This window comes from Bacillus infantis (genome assembly GCF_050107595.1).
Lineage (GTDB): Bacteria > Bacillota > Bacilli > Bacillales > Cytobacillaceae > Bacillus_AB > Bacillus_AB infantis_C.
Genome location: NZ_JBNILH010000001.1, coordinates 445,324 through 467,129, shown reverse-complemented (window position 1 = coordinate 467,129; position 21,806 = coordinate 445,324). Strand labels below are relative to the sequence as shown.

At 45.9% G+C, this 21,806-nt stretch carries 23 protein-coding genes; 7 read left to right on the top strand and 16 right to left on the bottom strand.

Features of this window, described 5'->3' with window-relative positions; translation table 11 throughout:
* Positions 1-136: 136 nt before the first annotated feature.
* From ACQCVH_RS02310 to ACQCVH_RS02295, 4 genes are all read right to left on the bottom strand, one after another.
* Positions 137-1,354, bottom strand: coding sequence for an MFS transporter (locus tag ACQCVH_RS02310; RefSeq protein ID WP_426834265.1), 1,218 nt, complete (start codon positions 1,352-1,354; stop codon positions 137-139).
* 128 nt (positions 1,355-1,482) lie between these two features.
* Positions 1,483-2,091: a superoxide dismutase gene (locus ACQCVH_RS02305; protein WP_426834264.1), complete on the bottom strand. Its 609-nt coding sequence runs from the start codon at positions 2,089-2,091 to the stop codon at positions 1,483-1,485.
* A 184-nt stretch (positions 2,092-2,275) separates the two neighbouring features.
* Entirely contained in the window at positions 2,276-2,758 is a 483-nt protein-coding gene (locus tag ACQCVH_RS02300; protein WP_426834263.1) for a DUF456 domain-containing protein, read from the bottom strand.
* Between the two features lie 81 nt (positions 2,759-2,839).
* Positions 2,840-4,474 (bottom strand): Na/Pi cotransporter family protein, encoded by a 1,635-nt coding sequence (locus tag ACQCVH_RS02295; RefSeq protein ID WP_426834262.1) that lies wholly within the window; start codon positions 4,472-4,474, stop codon positions 2,840-2,842.
* A 225-nt stretch (positions 4,475-4,699) separates the two neighbouring features.
* On the opposite strand from ACQCVH_RS02295, the gene ACQCVH_RS02290 reads away from it, so the two are divergent.
* Positions 4,700-5,473, top strand: a complete 774-nt coding sequence (locus ACQCVH_RS02290; protein ID WP_426834261.1) for a DUF1189 domain-containing protein — start codon at positions 4,700-4,702, stop codon at positions 5,471-5,473.
* Positions 5,474-5,566: 93 nt separating this feature from the next.
* Here ACQCVH_RS02290 and ACQCVH_RS02285 read toward each other — a convergent pair whose 3' ends face one another.
* Positions 5,567-7,327: a methyl-accepting chemotaxis protein gene (locus tag ACQCVH_RS02285; protein WP_426834260.1), complete on the bottom strand. Its 1,761-nt coding sequence runs from the start codon at positions 7,325-7,327 to the stop codon at positions 5,567-5,569.
* A 168-nt stretch (positions 7,328-7,495) separates the two neighbouring features.
* Between ACQCVH_RS02285 and ACQCVH_RS02280 the strand changes: the two genes are divergently transcribed.
* Both ACQCVH_RS02280 and ispG read left to right on the top strand, forming a co-directional pair.
* The gene (locus tag ACQCVH_RS02280; RefSeq protein ID WP_426834259.1) at positions 7,496-7,834 is read left to right on the top strand and encodes a hypothetical protein; all 339 of its coding nucleotides are present in this window, start codon (positions 7,496-7,498) and stop codon (positions 7,832-7,834) included.
* 146 nt (positions 7,835-7,980) lie between these two features.
* Positions 7,981-9,096 carry a flavodoxin-dependent (E)-4-hydroxy-3-methylbut-2-enyl-diphosphate synthase gene (ispG, locus tag ACQCVH_RS02275; RefSeq protein ID WP_426834258.1) on the top strand — a complete coding sequence of 372 codons (1,116 nt, stop codon included), beginning with the start codon at positions 7,981-7,983 and terminating at the stop codon, positions 9,094-9,096.
* Positions 9,097-9,172: 76 nt separating this feature from the next.
* Here the strand turns inward: ispG and ACQCVH_RS02270 are convergent, their stop codons facing one another.
* Positions 9,173-9,604, bottom strand: coding sequence for a hypothetical protein (locus ACQCVH_RS02270; RefSeq protein ID WP_426834257.1), 432 nt, complete (start codon positions 9,602-9,604; stop codon positions 9,173-9,175).
* A 386-nt stretch (positions 9,605-9,990) separates the two neighbouring features.
* On the opposite strand from ACQCVH_RS02270, the gene ACQCVH_RS02265 reads away from it, so the two are divergent.
* Positions 9,991-10,563: a hypothetical protein gene (locus ACQCVH_RS02265; protein WP_426834256.1), complete on the top strand. Its 573-nt coding sequence runs from the start codon at positions 9,991-9,993 to the stop codon at positions 10,561-10,563.
* Positions 10,564-10,595: 32 nt separating this feature from the next.
* On the opposite strand, the gene zur is transcribed toward ACQCVH_RS02265, so the two are convergent.
* From zur to ACQCVH_RS02250, 3 genes are read right to left on the bottom strand one after another with little or no spacing between them, the layout of a single operon-like run.
* Entirely contained in the window at positions 10,596-11,009 is a 414-nt protein-coding gene (gene zur, locus ACQCVH_RS02260) for a zinc uptake transcriptional repressor Zur (protein WP_224899003.1), read from the bottom strand.
* A gap of 57 nt (positions 11,010-11,066) precedes the next feature.
* Positions 11,067-11,930 carry a metal ABC transporter permease gene (locus ACQCVH_RS02255; protein ID WP_426834255.1) on the bottom strand — a complete coding sequence of 288 codons (864 nt, stop codon included), beginning with the start codon at positions 11,928-11,930 and terminating at the stop codon, positions 11,067-11,069.
* Complete coding sequence (locus ACQCVH_RS02250; protein ID WP_426834254.1) at positions 11,927-12,718, bottom strand: metal ABC transporter ATP-binding protein; 792 nt, start codon at positions 12,716-12,718, stop codon at positions 11,927-11,929. The genes ACQCVH_RS02255 and ACQCVH_RS02250 overlap by 4 nt, the downstream gene beginning before the upstream one ends.
* A 167-nt stretch (positions 12,719-12,885) precedes the next feature.
* Between ACQCVH_RS02250 and ACQCVH_RS02245 the strand changes: the two genes are divergently transcribed.
* A complete protein-coding gene (locus ACQCVH_RS02245) occupies positions 12,886-13,140 on the top strand; it encodes a DUF2624 domain-containing protein (protein ID WP_426834253.1) in 255 nt (84 codons plus the stop codon).
* A gap of 389 nt (positions 13,141-13,529) precedes the next feature.
* On the opposite strand, the gene ACQCVH_RS02240 is transcribed toward ACQCVH_RS02245, so the two are convergent.
* Both ACQCVH_RS02240 and ACQCVH_RS02235 read right to left on the bottom strand, forming a co-directional pair.
* A complete protein-coding gene (locus ACQCVH_RS02240) occupies positions 13,530-14,426 on the bottom strand; it encodes a deoxyribonuclease IV (RefSeq protein WP_224898992.1) in 897 nt (298 codons plus the stop codon).
* Positions 14,427-14,454: 28 nt separating this feature from the next.
* Positions 14,455-15,765, bottom strand: coding sequence for a DEAD/DEAH box helicase (locus ACQCVH_RS02235; RefSeq protein ID WP_426834252.1), 1,311 nt, complete (start codon positions 15,763-15,765; stop codon positions 14,455-14,457).
* A 379-nt stretch (positions 15,766-16,144) separates the two neighbouring features.
* Between ACQCVH_RS02235 and vrrA the strand changes: the two genes are divergently transcribed.
* Together vrrA and ACQCVH_RS02225 are read left to right on the top strand one after the other, a co-directional pair.
* Entirely contained in the window at positions 16,145-16,717 is a 573-nt protein-coding gene (gene vrrA / locus ACQCVH_RS02230; protein ID WP_426834251.1) for a VrrA/YqfQ family protein, read from the top strand.
* 196 nt (positions 16,718-16,913) lie between these two features.
* A complete protein-coding gene (locus ACQCVH_RS02225) occupies positions 16,914-17,855 on the top strand; it encodes a 4-hydroxy-3-methylbut-2-enyl diphosphate reductase (protein WP_009791417.1) in 942 nt (313 codons plus the stop codon).
* 36 nt (positions 17,856-17,891) lie between these two features.
* Here the strand turns inward: ACQCVH_RS02225 and ACQCVH_RS02220 are convergent, their stop codons facing one another.
* The 5 genes from ACQCVH_RS02220 to ACQCVH_RS02200 all read right to left on the bottom strand — a co-directional run bounded on the left by ACQCVH_RS02220 (position 17,892) and on the right by ACQCVH_RS02200 (position 21,794).
* Positions 17,892-19,007 (bottom strand): Nif3-like dinuclear metal center hexameric protein, encoded by a 1,116-nt coding sequence (locus tag ACQCVH_RS02220; RefSeq protein ID WP_426834250.1) that lies wholly within the window; start codon positions 19,005-19,007, stop codon positions 17,892-17,894.
* On the bottom strand, positions 18,994-19,716 hold the full coding sequence (locus tag ACQCVH_RS02215) for a tRNA (adenine(22)-N(1))-methyltransferase (protein ID WP_426834249.1): 723 nt from the start codon (positions 19,714-19,716) through the stop codon (positions 18,994-18,996). The genes ACQCVH_RS02220 and ACQCVH_RS02215 overlap by 14 nt, the downstream gene beginning before the upstream one ends.
* A 169-nt stretch (positions 19,717-19,885) precedes the next feature.
* Positions 19,886-20,251 carry a cytochrome c550 gene (cccA, locus tag ACQCVH_RS02210; protein WP_009791414.1) on the bottom strand — a complete coding sequence of 122 codons (366 nt, stop codon included), beginning with the start codon at positions 20,249-20,251 and terminating at the stop codon, positions 19,886-19,888.
* 66 nt (positions 20,252-20,317) lie between these two features.
* A complete protein-coding gene (locus tag ACQCVH_RS02205; RefSeq protein ID WP_426834248.1) occupies positions 20,318-20,467 on the bottom strand; it encodes a hypothetical protein in 150 nt (49 codons plus the stop codon).
* A 187-nt stretch (positions 20,468-20,654) separates the two neighbouring features.
* Positions 20,655-21,794 carry an acyl-CoA dehydrogenase family protein gene (locus ACQCVH_RS02200; protein WP_426834247.1) on the bottom strand — a complete coding sequence of 380 codons (1,140 nt, stop codon included), beginning with the start codon at positions 21,792-21,794 and terminating at the stop codon, positions 20,655-20,657.
* Positions 21,795-21,806: the final 12 nt, after the last annotated feature.

Below are 21,806 nucleotides of genomic sequence, written 5' to 3'. Positions count from 1 at the left end.
GCACACTTCTTTCCTTATGAATTGTCTTCTTATATTGTAAAAGAAAGTAGAAAATATTTCTATAAACAGGCTGCTGGTTTTCACAGGAAATAATTAGCTTTCAGAACTCAAATAAGAGGGGGCTCTCGCTCCCCCCCTATGCAGGCTTGATTTGAATTTTCCGATAGAAGAAGTAAATCACTGAATGGCCTGCCCCAACAAACAGCAATAAAATGGGAATGCTCTTTTCCTCGCTGAAAAAAGTGACTGCACCGAGGAAGCAGAGAATGGATACCACCCTGCCCATATTCAGGAATACTTCCCTTACGACAATATACTCAATCCTCATCTCAGCTGCACGCCAGCCTGTTCCTATAACATCGTAGGTCATGGAAACATAGGGAACAAGCAGCAGCGGGTAAGCAATGGCAATCGAGGCCGCATACATAAGCAGCCTTGCGTACGTAACATCAATGATGATAAAAAAGATGCTGGCATATAGAATCAGTCCGCCAGCCAGGATCGATCTTTTGCGGTACTTCTTTTTTATGAGCCTTGATGCAAGATAATACGCGACAAAGGCAATGCCTGAATTGATCAGCCCGAATGTCCCGAGAGCCATTTCACTGCCTGTAGATATGAAAACGAAGACAGAGATGACAAACACAAAGGTTCCTTCACGGAGCCCCTGAAAAAAGTGGGCATTGGTGACAAGCTTCCAGTTGGGATTATTATCTCTTTCTTTAAAAATGCGGACAAACCAATAGGCCCCTTCCGCAGGACGGCGCTTCAGGAAAAAGCTTAAAAAGACAGCAAGTGAGAAAAGGACCAGAGATAGCCCAAAAACAATCGAATATCCTGTGAATTTTTCCAGCCTGGAAATGATGAAGCCAGCTGAAATGGGCCCAATCATCCCTCCGACAGAAGAAAGGATTCCAAGAAATCCATTAAAAAAATCCCGCGTATCCGGCTCGGTGATTTCAAAGGTAAGCACATTAAAAGCCAGCCAATAGAACCCATATCCCATTCCAAGCAGCGCTCCAAGGAGCAGCAGGAATTGCGATGCCTTAGTGCCGATGATCAGGACAGTCAAATAAAAAAGAGCCAGGCATATGACGCCGATCCGCAGGACGATGACCCTGTCAATTTTTTTTGCCCATCTTCCTGCAAGGATAAAGGTTAGCGGCTGGATGATGACAATTGATAAATTATACAGGCCAAGATCCCTGAATTCCCCTGATTGCTTCCATAAATAAATATTTACGAAAGTGTTTGAAAGAGCAACACTCAGAGAATAAAGCCCCCCGATTAAAAGCAGCAGAGTCAGGTCTTTATTCAGCTCTATATTTCCGATCAGCTTATTCATTTTGCTCATATTATAAAAACTCCCCTTTGTTTCTAAGGGTAGTCTTCTACAATGGACAGCTGCTTATTCATCCCGGAACGCTTTGATTGCATGCAAAAAGGCAGCAGACGAATCTGCTGCCTCTCCGGATGGAAAGATTATTTTGCTGAGCTGTAGCGCTTAGATACTTCTTCCCAGTTAACTGCGTTAAAGAAGTTGTTGATATATTCAGGACGGCGGTTTTGATATTTAAGGTAGTATGCATGCTCCCAGACATCAAGGCCAAGGACAGGCGTTTTGCCTTCCATCAGTGGAGAGTCCTGGTTTGGAGTGCTTGTTACTTCAAGCTCGCCATTGCTGACTACGAGCCATGCCCAGCCAGAACCAAAACGTGTTGTAGCAGCTTTTGCGAACTCTTCTTTGAAGCTTTCGAAGTTGCCGAATTTGCTGCTGATCGCATCTGCAAGCTCGCCAGCCGGCTCGCCGCCGCCGTTTGGAGAAAGGATCTGCCAGAATAAAGAGTGGTTGGCATGTCCTCCGCCATTGTTTCTTACTGCTGTGCGGACTGATTCAGGAACAGCGTCAAGATTTGAAACGACTTCCTCAACTGTTTTAGAAAGAAGCTCTTCATTGCCTTCCAATGCATTGTTTAGGTTTGTTACATATGTGTTATGGTGCTTCGTGTGGTGGATGTTCATTGTTTCTTTGTCAATGTTTGGCTCCAGCGCATCATAAGCATAAGGTAATTGCGGTAATTCAAATGCCATAATAAATTCCTCCCTATGTATCATTATTTAGCTTCCGAACGGCATCTATTCCATTTTTCAGAAAATAGAATCGTTCTAAAAGACTTTAATGTTAGATTACCAAACTTGGGTAATCCTTTCAAACAAAAAGCTTTGCCTGACAGATATACAATACCCCCCCATCTCCCTTTTATGCAAGGAGCGGTCATAAAACGAGAAAAAGGAAGTACACGATCATGACTGTCTGGATGAACCCCTTTGCCGCGATGCTGCTGACAAAGCCGACAACCGACCCCATACCGATTTTCGCAGCTTCCTTGATGCCCTTCTTATGGACAATCATTTCAGCGGCGATGGCGCCAATGAAGGGGCCGATCAGTATCCCCAAAACCGGGATGACAAAAGGGCCGGCCAGGATGCCGATCGTGCTTCCCCAGATACCCGCCTTTGTCCCCCCGTATTTCTTGATGCCAATCATATTGGCGGCATAATCGGCGCCGAAAAGAAGAAGGACGAACATCCCCTGTACGAGCCAGAACAGCCACCCGAAGGGCTCAAAAGAATAGGAAAGCCCATAAACAACAAATCCTCCGATGATGAAAAGGACGCTTGGAATGATAGGCAGAAAGAGGCCAATAAAAGCAACCGCAAATAAAATAATGATTATCGTCCAGTATACGTATTCCATTAGACCAGCACCTTCGATTTTTATTTTTCTTTCCCGTCTGAAAAGGAAAAAGCAAGAGGTTTCCCTCCTGCTTACTATACACTAATTGTCTTCTCCTAAAACGGCCTCTGCGATGTTTACAGCATGATCACCGATACGCTCCAGGTTGCTGATGATATCCACATAAACAATTCCCGCCTGCCCGGTGCATGTCCCTTCATTCATCCTGATGATATGCTGCTTTCTAAGCTTTCTTTCCATCTTGTCAATTTCCTCTTCTTTTTTGACAACATGCCTTGCAGCTTCCTTATCATTATGGTCAAGCGATTCGAGTGATTCCTTCACCGTTGAAATAGTCAAAGCAAACATATCCTCAAGGTCATTCATCGCTGAATCAGTGATTTTCACTTTATTGGCCTGCTGATATTCAATCAGTTCAATGATGTTTTCAAAGTGGTCGCCGATCCGCTCGATATCCCTGACTGTATCCATCAGCACTGTATGCTCTTCAGATTCATTTTCTGAAAGTGAGCTTGTCGATAGATTGATCAGATAATCTGTAATTTTTCGGTCAAGATTATTGATGGCTTCTTCAAGCTGGTAGGTGCTGTCAGAATGCTTTTTCAGCTTCGTCTTTAAAAACAGGTTTGTTTCTTCAAGGCCTTTAACCGCAAACGATCCCATTCTGAGCACTTCTTCCTTCGCCTGGCCAAGGGCAATTGAAGGAGACTGTTCTATAAATACCGGATCAAGATGTTTTGCTTTATAGTCAACAACTGAATCCTCGCCAGGAATCAATTTTGTAACTATGAAGGCAAGTGCTGCCACAAACGGAAGCTGAATCAATGTGTTGGACGCATTGAAGATCCCGTGCGCAAACGCAATCGTCATTTCCGGATTGAGATTCAGCGTATCCTGTATAGCAGAAATCAACAGATTGAACGGATGGAGCAGAATCAGGAATATGGTTGTACCGATCAGATTGAAAAGGACATGGACAGCTGCAGCTCTCCTCGCTGCGACAGATGCCCCAATGGCTGCCAGCACGGCAGTAATGGTTGTACCGATATTATCCCCGAAAAGAACCGGGAGAGCTGCATCAAGATTGATCAGATTCTCAGAGAACAAGCCCTGCAGGATCCCGATCGTCGCACTCGAGCTTTGGACAATGACCGTGAACAATGTTCCGACCACTACACCAAGGATCGGGTTGGAGCTCATATTGACAGTTAATTCGTGGAATGCCTCAAGCCCCCTGAGCGGCTTCATCCCGCCGCTCATAAGCTCGAGTCCATAAAATAATGCCCCGAATCCAAAAACGATCTGACCGACATTATGTACCTTTTTATTTTTAAAGAAGAATAACATGATTGAGCCCAATGCAATGATTGGGAGTGCGTATTCTCCTACATCAATACCAATGATGAACGCCGTTACCGTCGTTCCAATATTCGCACCCATAATGACGCCAATTGCCTGGCGCAGGGTCATGAAGCCGGCACTGACAAGGCCGACGGTGATGACTGTTGTAGCAGAGCTGCTCTGGATAAGGATCGTGACAATGATCCCCGCGAGAACACCCATGACCGGATTGGTAGTAAACTTGTCCAATATATCCCTAAGTTTATCACCGGCCGACTTTTGAAGGCCGTCGCCCATGAATTTGATACCGTATAAGAAAATACCAAGGCCGCCCAAAAATTCAAAAAGCATTTGCTGGATGTTTAGTTCCACCATTTTTCAACCCCTATAACTTTTTAGATTCGACATTAATCTCCAAACCCCACATCATTATGTATGATGGGTAAATAAAAAGTAAAGATTCCTTTAGCCAAATTTACAATAGCTTAACATTTAAGCTTAATGTTACAATTATGTTACAAAACTGATTATCGATCATACTTGTACATATGGGGCGCTGCGGCTAAAATAAATGGTGAATCTTTTTAAGGGTGTGTCAAAATGAATGTATTTAAACAGTTTTTTAAAAGTCTTTATTCCCCAAGGGATATAGCCGCCTTCCGTTTTCAGGGAATCGGGAAGACAATTCTATATGTTTTCCTCCTTACCCTCCTATCCGTTCTGCCAACCATCTATTATTTCAGCACGGCCATCATGTCAGGAGCAGATGCCGCCCGTGAGAGCCTGGCAGAGGATATCCCTGATTTCACAATTGAGAACGGGGAACTGCATTCCGATCAAAAAGCTCCCATCATCATCAATAAAAACAGCTTTACCATTGTATTTGACTCAACAGGCACCGCCAATAAAGAAGAGCTGGCCGATTCCAATATGGCCCTTGCTATGCTTAAAGATGAATTTATGTTTGTTGCCGGCGGGCAGGTTCAAAGTTATTCATATTCAATGGCTGGCGATCTGACTTTGACGAAGGAAGATGCAGTATCCTTCCTGGATTCCATTGATTCAGTTCTGGTGATTTTCATCATTATAATGGCTTTAGTCATTTATTTGTTCAGCACCGCGGTTAAATTCGTCGAAGTTTCCGTACTGGCGCTGATCGGCCTCCTTCTCCGCAGCATTGCTGGCCGCCGCCTGCAATACAGGCACTTGTGGCGAATGGCCGCATACAGCGTCACGCTGCCGACTGTCTTCTTTGCGGTCATGGGCGTTTTGCAGACAAATGTGCCAAGCGGCTTTATGATTAACTGGTTTGTGTCCATCATCATCCTGATGCTGGCAATTAAGGAAGTGCCTATGCCAAAGAGCAAGCAATAAGCTGCAGTGATCAAGCTGTATTCTCAGCGGGATAACCATTTCAATTAAATGCATTGAAAAAGGCGGACCATTTGGCCCGCCTTTTTTCATCCATTAATATTTAAACAAGGAAATGGTTTTTGCAAGCGACCCGGAAAGGGAGATAAGGCTCTCCCCCGCATCATGGCTTCTTTTGGTCTTGGCTGCCTGCTCATGGGAAGCTGAAATCATCTGTTCAGCACTTGCAAGTGTTTCCTGGGAGACGGACGCGAATCCTTCTGCTGAAGCCTCGGCTTCAGGCAATATCCCATTCAGGATGGCCAGGCCTTTCTCGGACTCTTTGATCATCATGCTCACGGATGAAATTTCGTGCATGAGTACATCAAATGTGGTCATGCTTTTCTCAGCTGCCCCCAGATGAATCTCAAAGTTACCCTGCATCTCCTGGAAACCATCTGAAGCCTTTGCAGAAATGCTTTCCATCTCTGCAATTGTCCCTGTTATATTTTCAGCCGCTTTTGAGGATTGGTCTGCCAGCTTCCTCACCTCATCAGCCACGACCGCGAACCCTTTGCCTGATTCCCCTGCCCTTGCTGCCTCTATGGCCGCATTCAGGGCAAGAAGCTTTGTCTGTCCGGCTATATCCTGAATGAGTGTGACCACCTGTGCGATTTTATCTGAATAGTCCCTTACCTCCTGTACAGAAGCAGAAACTGCTTTAAGTTCTTTTTCATAACTTCTCACGGTAAACACAAGCTCCTTGATGCTTGCTTCTCCTTCTGATGCTGATATATTCATAGAGCTAGCGCTGATAGTCATGCTTCCCATCAACTGAGAAATGCCTTCAATCGAATTTTTCATTTCCTGAAAAAGCTGAATGCTTTTCTCTGAGCTTCCTGCGGTTTCTTCTGCCCCGGCCCTTACCATGCGGATGGCTTCATTAAGATGTTCCTGCTCCTCCAAAACCAGGCCGGAAATTTCCTGCAGATCCGCACCTGTCCATGTCAAGTCCCTGGATGTATCCGAAATGCGGACGATCAGTTCCCTCATCTGATGCATCATACTATGAAAGCTCTTTATCAGAGATGTAATCTCCGGGATAGTGGTCCGTGATTCTGCTTTCAGGTCAAGACTCCCTGTCCTGGCCTGCTTCATAATATCCCTTAACGAATTGAGCGGGCCTGTGATGCTTCGGACCAGCAGCAAGATGAGGAGGGCGGCTGCCGCTATGCTGGCAATCGCAGCAATGAGTATGTATTTTGCCATATCATAAACACTGTGAAGATATTGCTCCTGTGGAATGGCTATTAAAAATACCCCATTAAGTTCCTGGACATTGTGATAGGAAAGGGTATATTTTTGTCCTTGTAAATTTTCATGGGCAATCCCGGCTTTCTTTTCCTGGATGCCGGCCAAAAGCTTCTCCGGAAATTTCAAAGAAGATTTTTTGCTGACATCAAATGCTGCCGCCTTTCCTTCCGAAATCAGAAAATACTCACCGTGCAGCCCATCCTTTGCCAGCTCCGCTTCCTGTCCCTTCAGCACCTGGTTCACCTTTTTGCTGAATCCGTCTTCATTTCCCACGTAAATGAGCATCAAGTTCTGTGCAAGCTGGTAAAAGGTTTTTGTTTCTCTTTCCAGCCTTTGCTCCATAAGCTCTATTGCTGTATCTTTTGATTTTTCATATGAGATATAGGCAACAGCTGAAATGGCTGCAATAAGCAGTCCCAGAGTCAGGAACAGAAGCCTGAATTGCAGCGGCATCTTTGCCATGAGACGTTTCCACGCTGCGCTTAATTTCATATTCTGCAAAGGTTTGGCAATTCGTCTGCCGGCCTTTTTGAGTTTCATGGAATACTGTGATGTTTTTGCCAAAATGCATCCCTCCCCCTCTATTTACCCTTCATTATAGGGAGGTATTGTTAAGCATTTGTAAAGAAGTAGTAATTTTTTCCTAAATGATGTTTCGTGTGAATGGCTTGTTCTATTTTTAAATGTACAGGCATACATTCAGAAAAAAACTGCCGATTGGAGGCTGTGCCCATGAAACGGATTGCTGCGCTGCTGATTACTGTCCTTGCTATATATATTATATTTTATGATCTGAGCCGCGGGACCCTTCCTGCCCCTGATCAAGCTCCAGCCCTTGAAGCCTCTACCACTGTTGAGCCAGCTGAAGATTCTTTGGCTTATTTTGAACAAAAGGCAGTACCCGGGGAAACTGTCCTGACAATCGTAGAGAGGCATATCGACAGTTCAGTCCCCGTTTCCATCTCCCAGGTAGCAGCAGATTTTGAAAGGCTTAACAGCGGTGTGAAGGCCGGTAGGATCCAGGCAGGGAAAATTTATAAATTTCCGGATTACGCAAAAACTAACAATTGAAAAGATAAATGCCAGAACCCTCATTCTTGTCAACTCAGCAGGTTCATTGATACAATAGGATATAGTTTGACAGCGGCAGGACTTTGCAATGCGCTGCTGAAAATTCATTTTTGTTCCAATTCCATATTTAAAGGAGCGAATCACCATTGAGTGAAATTATACATCGTACCAAAACCCGTCAGGTCAAAGTAGGCAACCTGACCATCGGCGGCAATAATGAACTTGTTATCCAAAGCATGACGACCACTAAGACGCATGATGTCGAAGCTACAGTCGCTGAAATTATGCGGCTTGAAGAAGCAGGCTGCCAAGTCGTCCGGGTGGCGTGCCCTGACGAGAGAGCGGCAAATGCGATTGCTGAAATAAAAAAACGGATCAATATCCCCCTTGTAGTGGATATCCATTTTGATTATAAACTGGCTCTTAAGGCTATCGAGGGCGGAGCTGACAAAATCAGGATCAATCCCGGTAATATCGGCCGCCGTGAAAAAGTGGAAGCAGTTGTTAAAGCCGCTAAAGAAAAAGGGATCCCTATCCGGATCGGTGTAAATGCCGGTTCACTGGAAAAGCGGATCATTGAGAAATACGGCTACCCGACTGCTGATGGTATGGTGGAAAGCGCCCTTCATCATATCAAAATTCTTGAAGACCTTGATTTCCATGACATCATCGTTTCCATGAAGGCTTCTGACGTCAACCTGGCCATCGAGGCTTATGAAAAAGCAGCCATGGCGTTTGATTACCCGCTTCACCTTGGAATTACAGAATCAGGGACCTTGTTTGCCGGCACAGTGAAAAGCGCCGCGGGCCTTGGTGCCATATTAAGCAAAGGCATCGGAAATACTTTAAGGATTTCCTTGAGTGCCGACCCTGTCGAGGAAGTAAAAGTCGCCAGGGAACTTTTGAAGTCATTCGGACTTTCATCCAATGCTGCTACACTTATTTCCTGCCCGACCTGCGGCCGGATCGAGATCGATTTGATCAGCATTGCCAATGAAGTGGAAGAATATATCCAGAAGATCAAAGCACCTATAAAAGTAGCTGTGCTAGGCTGTGCTGTAAACGGCCCTGGAGAAGCCCGTGAAGCAGATATCGGCATCGCCGGCGCCCGCGGGGAAGGCCTATTGTTCCGTAAAGGGAAAATAGTCCGCAAAGTCCCTGAAGATACAATGGTCGAAGAATTGAAAATCGAGATCGATAAAATCGCTGAAGAATACTATGCTAAACAAGAAGCTGAAAAGCAGCTTCAAATGAATGATTAAGCGGCTTGCCGCCCCTTCAGCTGAAGCAAATAAAAGACCGGCTCAATTGTGAGCCGGTCTTTTTTCCCGTTTCCGCCTAAAAGAACGGAAGGATAAAGATTCCGATGATAATGGAGACGGCACCGATGCCGATTGCCCAGGCCCCGGTTGTGCGTGCCCCTCTTCGGCGCGCTATAAAGCCGAGAATGATGCCGGCAGCGCCAAACAGAATTGGCAGGACAAACAGTGAAAGAATCGAAAGCGCTAAAGCTCCATACCCCATCATACCGCCAGAAAGGTCCATCCCGGCATTTTCTTCCCCGCGGTAGTCCTCCCCGCTGCTGCCTCTTCCCAGCGAAACAGGCGCTGCGATTTCGGCGGCTGTTTCTTCTGTATAATTCCTTGACCCATATTCATTTTTTTCGCCAATCTCTTCGCTGTGGCGAAGGTCTTGATCTTGCTGAGAGCGTTCTTGATCTGCCAATATAATCCCTCCGCTTTCAGAAGCCTGATTTGTTAGTAATGGCAAATTAGCTGCCCCCTTCTATAGGAGCATTATTTATTATCTGCTCTCTCCCCCTGTTTTACGATGCTAATGTATGGTAAGAAAAGCGCAGCTTCTCTTGCTCCCTTAAGGAATGCAGACTAAGAACATGTGCTGCGGCAGCGTCTTCATTACCAGGTTCCTGGGGGACTTATGACGATCCTGCCGCAAATACGCTCTTTGCCCTTTTTGGCAGATCGGCTTGTGACTCTAGGGATATGCGTGCTGCTGGTCAGTAATCGAAGTTAAAAATATACTTCTTTATCCAGATAAAAACAGGCAAGTCTCCTGCTTCTTCACCTGCAATCCTTTTTGGAGGGCACAAGTTCTGTTAAGATGGTATGAGACATCCATATAAGGAGAAAAGACATATGAAAAGATTCGGCATTGATATCGATGGGACAGTGACATGCCCTTCCTCGATCATCCCCTATTTGAATGAAGCGTTCCAATTAAACCTGACCCTGGAGGATGTAAAAGAATATGACTTAAATCCCCTGGTTGACATAGACGAAGAAGAATTTGCAAAATGGTTCCTTGACAATGAACCAAAGATTTATGCCAATTCCCCGTTGGCTTCAGGAGCAAAACAGGTTCTGAAAGAATGGGAATCAAAGCATGAGCTGTACTTTATCAGTGCACGCGGCTCTTATCTGCAGGAATTGACCGAAGAATGGTTCCTGGAAAACGAGCTTAATTTTCATCATGTAGAGCTGATTGGCTCTCATGATAAAATCAGTACGGCTAAGAAGCACAAAGTGGATATATTCTTTGAAGACAAGCATGATAATGCAGTTGCGATCCATGAAGAGTGCGGCATACCCGTCATCCTTTTTGACACACCTTATAATCGCGACCCTATCCCTGAAGGGGTTGTCAGGGTGAACAGCTGGTTTGAGGCGAAGGCAGCAGTGGAACAGTTGCTGAAAGCTGAAAAAAATTAAAAAAACCGGCCCCAAGGCCGGTTTTTCCTATATCAATGTAAACAATCCGGACAGCGGCCATAGATTTCAAATTTGTGGCCGGATACATCGTAGCCTTTCAGATTTTCCTGGAGCTCATTCATCGGGCATGTCTCAATTTCCTTCGTTTTGCCGCAGTCAAGACAGATAAAGTGATGGTGGTGATGATGGTGCGAGCATGTAAAACGGAAATGTTTTTCTCCCGAAAGCTCGGTCATTTCAAAGATCCCCAAGTCAACGAATAAAGAAAGATTTCTGTATATCGTATCAAAGCTTAATCCCGGGTAATCGTCCTTCAATTTATCAAGCACATCTTTGGCAGTGAGATATTTATTGCTGTCAGAAAAGAACTGCAGCATTTCCTCGCGCTTTCCTGTATGTTTATATCCTTTTTCTTTTAAAAGAATCAAGGCTTCTTCAACATTCATTGCAATCACCTCTTTAAATCGCGCTGCTTGCTTCCTGGCAGCTTTTCCAGGCCCCGCCTATGCCTCGGCTTTTTCAGCGCCGGAAGCAAATTTCAGGAACAGGGATTTTATCAGGATGGTTAAAACAAGAATAAGGACGCTGATCATTACAATCGTCCCCCCTGGAGCAAGGTCCAGGTAATAGGAAACCGACAATCCTCCAAGGACAGAAACTTCCCCGAAGATCACCGAGAAAAGAATGGTTTGCTTAAACCCTTTGGCAATGCGGATGCTGGCAGCAACAGGGAGGGTCATCAGGGACGAAACAAGCAAAATCCCGACAATTCTCATGGAAGCCGCAATGACAAGGGCAACCATCACAATGAAAATGAAATGGACGCTCTTTGCGGCGATGCCGGACGCCTTAGCATGCTCTTCATCAAAGGAAAGCAAAAACAGTTCTTTATATAATAATACTATAAGAATGGCCACAATGGCGCTAATGATTAAAATTATCCAAAGGTCTGTCCTGCTGACCGCACTTACACTTCCAAACAGGTAGCTGAACAGATCTGTATTGAAGCCATCTGCCAGAGAAATGAAGATGACCCCAATCCCGATCCCTCCCGAAAGGATAATCGGGATGGCCAGTTCCTGATAATGCTTATAAACAGCTCTCAGCTTTTCTATGAAAAGGGAGCCTGCAACAGAAAACAGCATTCCCATATACATCGGATTTAGGCCGCTGAATGCTATGAACTTTTTTTCCAGCAGCAGGCTGGCTGCAATCCCTGCAAGCGTGACATGGCTCAAGGCATCTGCTATCAGCGACAGTCTGCGCACCACGATGAAAACCCCAAGGACAGGAGCAATGATGCCGATGATAATGCCAGTCAAAAAGGCGTTCTGCAAGAATTCATATTCAAGGATAGCCGAAATCATAATGCGCCTCCTTCATGATGATGATGGTGGCCGTCATGATTAAGGACGTGGAGCCCGTGTCCGTAAAACTCTGAAACCTCATTCTGATCGAAGTCTTCAAATTCTTCTGTCCTGCCGTGAAAATGAAGATGCTTATTCAGGCAGGCTACATGTGTGACCTTATCGGTTATCGTGCCGATGTCATGCGTTACCAGAACCAGCGTAATGCCCAGCTTGGTATTTAAATCCCCAAGCATCTGATAAAACGACTGTACATTCTGAGCATCGACTCCGACCGTCGGTTCGTCAAGTATCATCAGCTTAGGACTGCTGACAAGCGCCCTGGCAATGAAGACGCGCTGCTGCTGGCCTCCGGAAAGCTCGCCGATATTGCGGCCCGAAAAGGCAGTCAAGCCGACAGATTCAATCGCTTCCGCAACTTTCGCCCTTTCCTGCCTGCCTGCAAACCGGAACAGTCCCAGCTTTTTGGTCAGTCCGCTGGAAACCACCTCAAATACAGTAGCAGGAAACCCGGTATTGAAGGAGTTTGCCTTCTGGGAAACAAAGCCGATTTTTGACTGCTCCCTGAATTTTCCGATTGGCTGTCCGAACAGATAAATTTCGCCTTTCTGCGGCTTCAAAAGCCCAAGGATCATTTTAAGGAGAGTTGACTTCCCTGAACCATTCGGTCCTACTATTCCAAGGAATGCTCCTTCAGGAATGGTTAAATTAATATTTTCCAGCACATTTTCTTTTTCATATCTATAAGTGAGATTGGATATCTCAATAATGGGTTTTTGGTCTTTCATTTTTATCACCTTTTAATATAAGAATGATTCCGATTTAACTTTAGTAGTATAACGGAACTCCACCACAATGTAAAGAAAACCGGATTCGTTGGCTTAATTTTCTTCTGAAAGCACTTTTCAGTCACATTTCCGGGCTTTTGTACATAAGGTACAGAGGAGGTGGGAAAATGAAAATATTTGAGAACATCATCAATCATAAAGTCAGTACCATTACGACCGAAGAGCTTTTAAAATACGCGAAGCAATTCCAAATATCCATAAATCATGTGCAGGCAAAGCAAATTGCCAATTACTTAAACGGTAAACAGGTAAATATCTTCCAGGATTCAGAACGCTCCAAGATCATTAAGGAAATTGCCAAAATTGCCGGACCCGACACAGCAAGGGAAGTAAATAAGCTGTTTATGCAATTTACGAAATAGAAATGCGGAAAAGCCTTGCTCAGCCCCGACAAGCATAAGACGAGCAAGCCGGAAGGTTGTTCTTTAACCTTTTGGTTTGCTTGGCTAATGACTCGAGGGGCTAGGCTTTGGAGCTGGACAATAGAAATGCGGAAGAGGCTTGCCCTATTAAAGAACGCAGGCTAAAAAATGCCACGTCCTGTGGCAACATCTGCATGACCCCAATCCTGGGGGCCCCAAGACGAACCTCCCGGAAAGGCCTTCTTTGCCTTTTTGGGAGGTTTGGCTTGTGACCTCGGCGCAGCTGCTGGACGTTGATCAAGAATTGATATTTATCCACAAAACTTATAATTTATAATTTCCTTTACAATAAAAAAATACAGCTGCAGCACCCTGCAGCTGTATTTCATTTATTTGCCTTCCATGATGTCCGCAAGAAGGTTTTCGTTGAATTCCTTGTTCCTGAGCATCTCAATTTCATATTTGTATGGAGGCATCTTGCTGTTCTTATCTTCCCCGACAAATGGCGTTTCAAGGATTTTCGGAATTTCTGCAAGCTGCGGATGATGGACGATATAGCTTAAAGCGTCAAAGCCGATATGGCCGAAGCCGATGTTTTCATGACGGTCCTTTTTCATTCCTCGCTCATTTTTGCTGTCATTGATATGAAGCACCTTCAGGCGGTCGAGCCCGACAATTTTGTCGAACTCATTCAATACCCCATCAAAGTCTTCTACGATATTATAGCCTGCATCATGCGTGTGGCATGTATCAAAGCAGACGGATAGATGATCATTATACTTGACTCCATCGATGATCATGGCCAGCTCTTCGAAGTTTCTCCCGCATTCAGAGCCTTTGCCTGCCATTGTTTCCAGCGCAATCTGGACATTTTCCTCGCCATTCAGGACTTCATTCAGTCCTTCAATGATTTTTTTGATGCCCTCTTCTGTTCCTGCACCGACATGCGCACCGGGATGAAGAACGATCTGGCGGGCGCCGATTGCTTCCGTCCGGTCTATTTCCGAACGCAGAAAGTTGACTCCCAGCTCAAAGGTCGACGGATTTGTCGTATTTCCAATATTGATGATATAAGGGGCATGGACAATGATATTGTCGATTCCATTGGCCTCCATATGGCGCCTGCCTTCCTCAATATTTAAATCCTCAATCTTTTTCCGGCGTGTATTTTGAGGGGCCCCTGTGTAAATCATGAAAGTGCTGGAGCCATAAGATACAGCTTCCTCACTTGCGGCAAGGAGCATTTTTTTCCCGCTCATCGACACATGCGAACCAATTTTAAGCATTCTATTCTCTCCCTCCGGCAGCCTGCCTTTATTTCTTTTTAAGCCTTCTTTGGCGTTTCTTGATGCTCTCTACTTCTCTTTGTATTTTCTTTTTATAACCAGGCTTTACATTCTTCGGTTTTTTCACACGGGATTGGGCATGGGCATCAATCTCGTCTGTCTGCCTTTGCCGTTTTTTCCGTCTGTTGCGGTCGCCTAAATCAATCCATTCGCCCTTTTGAAGATCAACATGCCTGAACTCGATTCCCAGCTTTTCCAGCCTGTTCAGCGCATCTTCATCTGACGTATCATAAATCGTGAGAGCGATGCCGGAAGATCCCGCTCTTGCCGTCCGGCCTACACGGTGGATGTAAAAGTCCAGATCTGTCGGCAGCTCATAATTGATTACATGGCTGATTCCCTGAATATCAATGCCCCTGGCAGCAAGATCGGTCGCAACGATATACTGGAATTCCAGATCCATGATCTGCTTCATCATTTTTTTCCGTTCACGCGGGCTGAGGTCCCCGTGAATACGGCCTACCTTTAGGCCTTTTTGCATAAGAGCATCCGCGACCTCATCAGCCTTTTTCTTTGTATTTGTAAAGACGATCGCCAAATACGGATTGAAGGCTTCCAGAGCACGGAAGACAATTTCCGTCTTATTTTTGTGCTTTGAAGGGAGCAGATAATGCTCAATTTTTGCAGCTGCAATCTGCTTGGGCTCTATTTGGACGAACTTAGGATTTTCCAGATATTTCTTCAGGAATGGCTTCAGCTTTTCCGGGATTGTCGCCGAGAATACAAGCATCTGAAGCTTTTCAGGCATCTTGCCTGCAACCTGGTCCACATCCTCAAGGAAGCCCATATCAAGCATCAGATCAGCTTCATCCACGACCAGCATTGAAGCGGTATGGACGAGCAGCGCATTTTCCTTGACCAGGTCGTTGATCCGGCCTGGAGTTCCAACTACTACCTGGGGCTGCACTTTCAGCTTCTCTATTGTCCTCTGTTTATCTGTCCCCCCTATAAGCAGTTTGGAGCTGATTTCCTCTTCGCCGTCAGCCTGCTCTGTTACTTTGAGGACTTCCTTATGGATCTGGGTGGCCAGCTCCCTTGTCGGAGCGGTTATGACAGCTTGTACCCCCTGCCTCGAAGGATCAATTTTCTGAAGGATCGGCAAAATATAGGAATGGGTCTTCCCGGTGCCTGTCTGGGACTGTCCAATCGCACTATCCCCTTTAAGGATGATTGGAATCAGGCGTTCCTGAATTTCTGTGGGCTCATAGAACCCGAGCTTTTTGACAGCTTCTATAATAAATGGCTTAAGATCGTATCGTTCAAATTTCGTTTCGGTCATAATTAACTCCTTATAGTTAGTGGCCGCAGCCTGAGTGGACAACATGTCTCACCAGTCTTTGTCCATCATATTATTATAATAAAGTTTCATACAAAAGACCACCAATACCGCAGATATAATTATTTTAGCCATTAAGGGTGTTTTTAATAGGCTCTGGTTCCCATGTTATTTTGGGATCCCTTTGCCAGATATGCTGAAAAGCGTGTATAACTCTGTTTTTACACGGATGAGCGCCCATTCAAAAGCAGTGTTGAACAAAGCCTTTTAATAAAATGCGGCAAAACAAGAAAATAGGGAAACATCCGCAGAAACCTAAACCAATTTCATGACAGGTGCATAGCTTACATAAAGAGAAACAATTAAATAAAGGAGGCATATTATGCAGCCTAGACCCCGTTTTCCGATGCAGGGCGGAGGAATGCCGCCGCAATTCAGAGGACCGATGCAGGCCAGGCCCAGCTTTGGCCCTATGATGGGACCGATGCAGCAGACACGCCAGGGAGGCGGAGGACTGCTGGCCAAGCTGCTGGGCAAAGGCAAGAATCCAGCATCAGCAGCGGGCGGATTGAATGCCATGCGCGCCGCAGCTCCGGGCGCTGCCAATGCAGCAGGTTCAGGCGGATTCCTGAAGTCGATCGCCAATCCGTCCAGCATATCGGGATTCTTGTCAAATACACAGAAAATGCTCAATACAGCCCAGCAATTCGGACCGATGGTACAGCAGTACGGACCGATGGTCAAAAATCTTCCGGCCATGTGGAAGCTGTACAGAGGATTGAAGAGCTCCGGAAGCGAAGAAAGTGAAAAGGAGGCAGCTTCTGAAACAAAAAAAGCCCCCTCCCCGCCGGAGCAAAGAAAACCTGAATCAGCCGGATCCCACCAGCCTTCAGAAGCTCCCAAACGTGCCAAAGCCCCCGGAAAGAGCAGTTCCTCACCCAAGCTATATATATAGAATCTGTGAAGAATGCAGCTTTTGCGCATTCTTTTTGTTTTGGCTTTCCCCTTCTCAGCTGTTGAAAAGAATCAATGATTTTTTTTGCCAATTGAATGCCCCCTTTTGTAATATCTCAATAAGTCTTATATAATGTAGGGGCAGTTGATTCTCTTAAAAATAAGTTTCAGTTCCACTGCAATGGGAGGATTGGAGAATGGATGTTTTAAAAATTTCGCCGCGGGGCTATTGCTATGGGGTTGTTGATGCAATGGTCATAGCAAGGAATGCCGCTTTGGATAAAAACCTGCCGCGGCCGATTTATATACTTGGCATGATTGTCCATAACAAACATGTCACCGATGCATTTGAAGAGGAAGGCATTATAACGCTGGATGGAGAAAACCGTAAAGATATTATTGAAAAAGTCGACAAAGGCACTGTCATATTCACAGCGCACGGCGTCTCCCCTGAGATCCGCGAAATTGCTAAGTCAAAGGGCCTCGTAACAATTGATGCAACCTGTCCTGATGTGACAAGGACCCATGATCTTATCAGGGAAAAAGATGCAGAAGGCTATCAGATCATTTATATCGGCAAAAAAGGCCATCCCGAGCCTGAAGGCGCCCTTGGGGTTGCTCCGCATGCAGTATCACTTGTACAAACTGCAGAAGATGTCGGCAAGCTCACCCTGGACAGCAGCAAGATCATTGTTACCAACCAGACGACTATGAGCCAATGGGATGTTGTCACTGTCATGGATAAGATAAAAGAGAAATATCCACACGCAGAGTTCCACAAAGAAATCTGCATGGCTACCCAGGTAAGGCAGGAAGCGGTCGCTGAACAGGCAGGAGAAGCCGATGTACTGATTGTAGTCGGTGATCCAAAGAGCAACAACTCCAACCGCCTTGCCCAGGTATCCGAGGAAATTGCGGGCACTACCGCTTATCGGATCGCCGATCTTTCAGAACTGAAGATCGAATGGCTGAAAGATGCCAAAAAGGCGGCTGTCACAGCAGGAGCTTCGACTCCAACACCAATAACAAAAGAAGTCATCACTTTCCTTCAGCAGTTCGATCCTAATGACCCGGAAACGTGGAAAACCGAGAAAAAAGTGCCTCTCAGCAAAGTGCTTCCAAAAATCAAGAGAGCTTAAACAAAAGAGCTGCAGCAATCGCTGCAGCTCTTTCCTTTATATAAATTTGAAAGGATCTGTATGCACTTCTGAGGAAATAAAATTCACATCATATCCCTTTTCCCTGGCCATTTTTCTAAGGATGTGGGCCACACCCTTCTTCATGACCTTTTCTACATTATGGCCTGGATCAATAATGTTCAGGCCCATCATCATTGCATCATGCGCAGTATGATAATACATATCCCCTGTTACATACACATCCGCGCCTTTGAACTTGGCGTGGGTAAAATATTTATTTCCATCCCCGCCCAGGACAGCCACTTTCCTGACAGGAGAGTTCAGATCTCCGACTACCCGGACCCTGTCAAGCCCGAATGCCTCTTTAATTTTTCCAGCAAATTCTTCAAGCGTTGTTTCAGGAACTGTTCCGACCCGTCCAAGCCCAAGTGATTGGCCTTTATTATCAAGGTGATAAATATCAAAGGCAGGCTCTTCATATGGATGGGCTTTAATCATTGCAGAAATCACTTTCTTTTCCAGATGATCCGGAAAAATTGTTTCCACCTTGACTTCCTTTACCTTTTCCAAGCGGCCTCTGGTCCCGATGTAAGGGTTGGCTGAGTCCCCGGGCATAAACTGTCCGGTTCCTTCCGAAGAGAAGGCACAGAAGCTGTAATCTCCAATTGCCCCGGCACCTGCCCTGCCCAGCGCCTCTCTCAGAGCCTCAGCTGCTTCAAGCGGTACGAAAACAGCCAGTTTCTTCAGGCTGGTTTCATGTGTGGGCACAAGCACTTCTGTGTTCTCTAAACCAAGAGCTTCCGCCAGGAGGTCATTCACGCCGCCCTCAGCCACATCAAGATTCGTATGAGCCGCATATACGCTTATATCATGCTTTATGAGCTTCTCGATAATCCTTCCGGCTGCTGTATCCGTATTGATTTTCTGCAATGGCCTGAAGATCGGGGGGTGATGGGCGATGATGAGCTGCACATTCTTTTCGATGGCTTCATCAACGACCTCCTCCAGCACGTCAAGAGCAATCATGACATTTTGCACCTTATTATTCAGCCCGCCAATCTGCAGTCCGATTTTATCGCCTTCCATTGCCAGGTTCTTTGGAGAGAACTCCTCAAACAAAGAGATGATTTGATGGCCGTTAACTTTTTTCACTCTTTACTGCCTCCTCTGCCATAGAGATTTTTTGACCGAGCTCCAGCCTCCTTGTCCGTGTTTCTTCCGAGTCTGCAGCTTTATCCAGTTCCTGCAGTATCCTTTGCCAATTTTTCATTTCATGCTGCCATTTTTTCTGGAAGGTATCCGTTTTTTGCGCTGTAAGAAAGGGGCCAAAAAGAAAGGCGCTATTCTCATCCTTCCCCTTGTAGGGACGGAGCGGCTCTCCATGCTCTGCAACCAGGATTTCGTATATCTTTCCATCCTCTTCAAGGATATCCTCTTCTATAAGCTCCCAGCCGTTTTCAACCAGCCATTTACGGATTGAAATGGCGCTTATATTAGGCTGAAGGACAAGCCTTTTCACTGAAGACAGCTTTTCTTTTCCCTCTTCAAGGATACTGGCAATCAAGGCGCCTCCCATACCCGCAATGGCTACGCAATCGACTTCCCCTCTTTCAACTACTTCCAGCCCATTCCCTTTCCTGACAGCTATCTTATCGCCCAGCCCTTCCTGGATGACTTGATTCCTTGCAGACTGAAAAGGGCCCTCTGCCACTTCGCCTGCAACTGCGAAGGGCACTTTGCCCTTAGAGACTACATGGCATGGAAGATAGGCATGGTCTGAGCCTATATCAGCAAAGGCTGCACCATCAGGTATATATTCGGCGACCTTGGCAAGCCGCTGCGATAACTGTTCTGTATTCATCTTTTACATCACACCACTTTACATAGATTCAGATTAACAATATTCTCTTAGTATAAGAAAGCCGGAAAGCAATGTCCAGCCGCCCTGCAAGCTAGTCATTGAATGCTTGCATTGAATCCCAAAATAAAGAAAAGCCTTTCAAAAGAAAGGCTTTTCTTTAACTGTCACATTATTTCAGGCCTGCCAGCCATTCAGCCATTTCGCCTGCTTTTTCCTGCGGAACAAGCCCTGGCGGCATGGAACCTTTACCGTTAACAACGATGTCAGCGATTTCATCCTGTGAATAGCGGTCACCAACGCCTGTCAAAGCAGGACCTACCCCACCCTGGTACTGGTCGCCATGGCAGCCGATACAGGTTTGTTTATAAATGTCTTCCGGGTTAGCTGCAACCTCTTCAGTCTGTTCTTCTCCGCCGCCTTCCTGCTCGGCCGCAAGGTCCTTTGCATCGCCCAGCCCCTTGAAGGAAACGAGGAACATTGCCCCGATGCCTAACACAGCAATCAAGAGAAACGGAATTAATGGATTACGGTTCATGTTTTAACCTCCCTTATGTAAGAACATCTCAGTCAAGTATATTATATAATACAAACAATCTCTATTTTACTTGAAAACCCCTGGAAGGAAAAGCCCTAAACTGAACTTTGTCACAGTATGTTCGAAATTGGAAGAATCCGCCTCTGTTTTGACAGTACAGAACAAAAGCGCAAGCGCCTTGATCACCTGAACTCCACTTCCGGTGCCAGTCTGCATGATCCACTTCCTGATTGCCTCAAGACGCACCTCCCGGATAGGCGTTCTGTGCCTTTTTGGGAGGTTTGGTTTTTAACCTCGCGGCAGCTGATGGACGTTGATCAAGAATTGATAAATATCCGCAAGACCTACTATACATAGATTTCTAAACAATAAAAAAAGCCCCATGTTAATGGAGCTATAGCCTTTAACAGCCGATCTGCCGCGCAATCACCATACGCTGTATCTCTGACGTGCCTTCACCGATCTCCGTCAGCTTTCCATCCCTCATATAGCGTTCTACATGATAGTCCTTCATATAGCCGTAGCCCCCATGGATCTGGACTGCCTGGTCTGCAATCTCCATACAGATTTCTGAAGCATACAGCTTGCACATAGATGCTTCTTTAGTAAATGGCCTTCCCTGGTCCTTGAGCCATGCTGCTTTATAGACCATATTCCGGGCAAGCTCGATCTTCATTGCCATATCGGCAAGCTTGAACTGAATTGCCTGGAACTGGGACAGCGAGCGGCCGAACTGAGTCCTTTCTTTTGCATACCGCAATGCTTTCTCATAAGCTGCCTGGGCAATACCGACGGCCATGGCGCCAATCCCTATCCGGCCTCCATCCAATGTGATCAGAAATTGCTTGAACCCTTCGCCTTTTTTGCCGAGCAAGTGCTCAGTCGGCACACGCACATCTTCCATCACAAGCTCTGTGGTATTGGAAGCATTCAGCCCCATTTTTTCGTAGTTATCTATTACCTTAAAGCCTTCTGCATCTGTCGGCACAATGATGGCACTGATTTCTTTATCCGCCCCGCCTTCGCTGGTAACTGCTGTAATGGCCAGATGCTTTGCATAGCTCGCATTTGTAATATAGCATTTACTGCCATTTATGATGAACTCCCCATCATTTTCTACCGCGCTCGTCCTTGTACCGCCTGCATCTGATCCCGCGTTCGGCTCTGTTAGCCCAAATGCCCCGAATGATTCTCCTGTGCAGATCGGAACCAGATACTTTTGCTTTTGCTCTTCAGTCCCAAACAGGTAAAGGGGCGCCCCGCCAAGGGAGATATGGGCAGAATACGTAATCCCCGTCGAACCGCATGCCCTGCTGAGCTCTTCTGTCACAATTGCGAAACTGACAGTATCCGCTCCTCCCCCGCCGTATTCTTCAGGGAACGGCAGTCCCATCACACCCATCTCCGATAATTTATTAAATATTTCCTTAGGGAATTCTTTCGTCCTGTCCCTTTCCAGTGCGCCGGGAGCAACTTCTTCATCAGCAAACTCCCTGATCATTTTTAAAATCATATTCTGTTCGGCAGTCAATTCAAAATTCATGCAAATCCCCCT

Excerpts from the sequence above, each read along its gene's own strand:
- ACQCVH_RS02280 (WP_426834259.1), top strand. The coding sequence starts at position 7,496 with ATGAAACGGATTGCTGCGCTGCTGATTACTGTCCTTGCTATATATATT.
- ACQCVH_RS02205 (WP_426834248.1), bottom strand. The coding sequence starts at position 20,467 with ATGCAGACTGGCACCGGAAGTGGAGTTCAGGTGATCAAGGCGCTTGCG.
- ACQCVH_RS02225 (WP_009791417.1), top strand. The coding sequence starts at position 16,914 with ATGGATGTTTTAAAAATTTCGCCGCGGGGCTATTGCTATGGGGTTGTT.
- ACQCVH_RS02300 (WP_426834263.1), bottom strand. The coding sequence starts at position 2,758 with ATGGAATACGTATACTGGACGATAATCATTATTTTATTTGCGGTTGCT.
- ACQCVH_RS02235 (WP_426834252.1), bottom strand. The coding sequence starts at position 15,765 with ATGACCGAAACGAAATTTGAACGATACGATCTTAAGCCATTTATTATA.
- cccA (WP_009791414.1), bottom strand. The coding sequence starts at position 20,251 with ATGAACCGTAATCCATTAATTCCGTTTCTCTTGATTGCTGTGTTAGGC.
- ACQCVH_RS02200 (WP_426834247.1), bottom strand. The coding sequence starts at position 21,794 with ATGAATTTTGAATTGACTGCCGAACAGAATATGATTTTAAAAATGATC.
- ACQCVH_RS02310 (WP_426834265.1), bottom strand. The coding sequence starts at position 1,354 with ATGAGCAAAATGAATAAGCTGATCGGAAATATAGAGCTGAATAAAGAC.
- ACQCVH_RS02295 (WP_426834262.1), bottom strand. The coding sequence starts at position 4,474 with ATGGTGGAACTAAACATCCAGCAAATGCTTTTTGAATTTTTGGGCGGC.
- ACQCVH_RS02215 (WP_426834249.1), bottom strand. The coding sequence starts at position 19,716 with ATGAATACAGAACAGTTATCGCAGCGGCTTGCCAAGGTCGCCGAATAT.
- ACQCVH_RS02305 (WP_426834264.1), bottom strand. The coding sequence starts at position 2,091 with ATGGCATTTGAATTACCGCAATTACCTTATGCTTATGATGCGCTGGAG.
- ACQCVH_RS02265 (WP_426834256.1), top strand. The coding sequence starts at position 9,991 with ATGAAAAGATTCGGCATTGATATCGATGGGACAGTGACATGCCCTTCC.
- zur (WP_224899003.1), bottom strand. The coding sequence starts at position 11,009 with ATGAATGTTGAAGAAGCCTTGATTCTTTTAAAAGAAAAAGGATATAAA.
- ACQCVH_RS02240 (WP_224898992.1), bottom strand. The coding sequence starts at position 14,426 with ATGCTTAAAATTGGTTCGCATGTGTCGATGAGCGGGAAAAAAATGCTC.
- ACQCVH_RS02255 (WP_426834255.1), bottom strand. The coding sequence starts at position 11,930 with ATGATTTCGGCTATCCTTGAATATGAATTCTTGCAGAACGCCTTTTTG.
- ACQCVH_RS02245 (WP_426834253.1), top strand. The coding sequence starts at position 12,886 with ATGAAAATATTTGAGAACATCATCAATCATAAAGTCAGTACCATTACG.
- vrrA (WP_426834251.1), top strand. The coding sequence starts at position 16,145 with ATGCAGCCTAGACCCCGTTTTCCGATGCAGGGCGGAGGAATGCCGCCG.
- ACQCVH_RS02290 (WP_426834261.1), top strand. The coding sequence starts at position 4,700 with ATGAATGTATTTAAACAGTTTTTTAAAAGTCTTTATTCCCCAAGGGAT.
- ACQCVH_RS02250 (WP_426834254.1), bottom strand. The coding sequence starts at position 12,718 with ATGAAAGACCAAAAACCCATTATTGAGATATCCAATCTCACTTATAGA.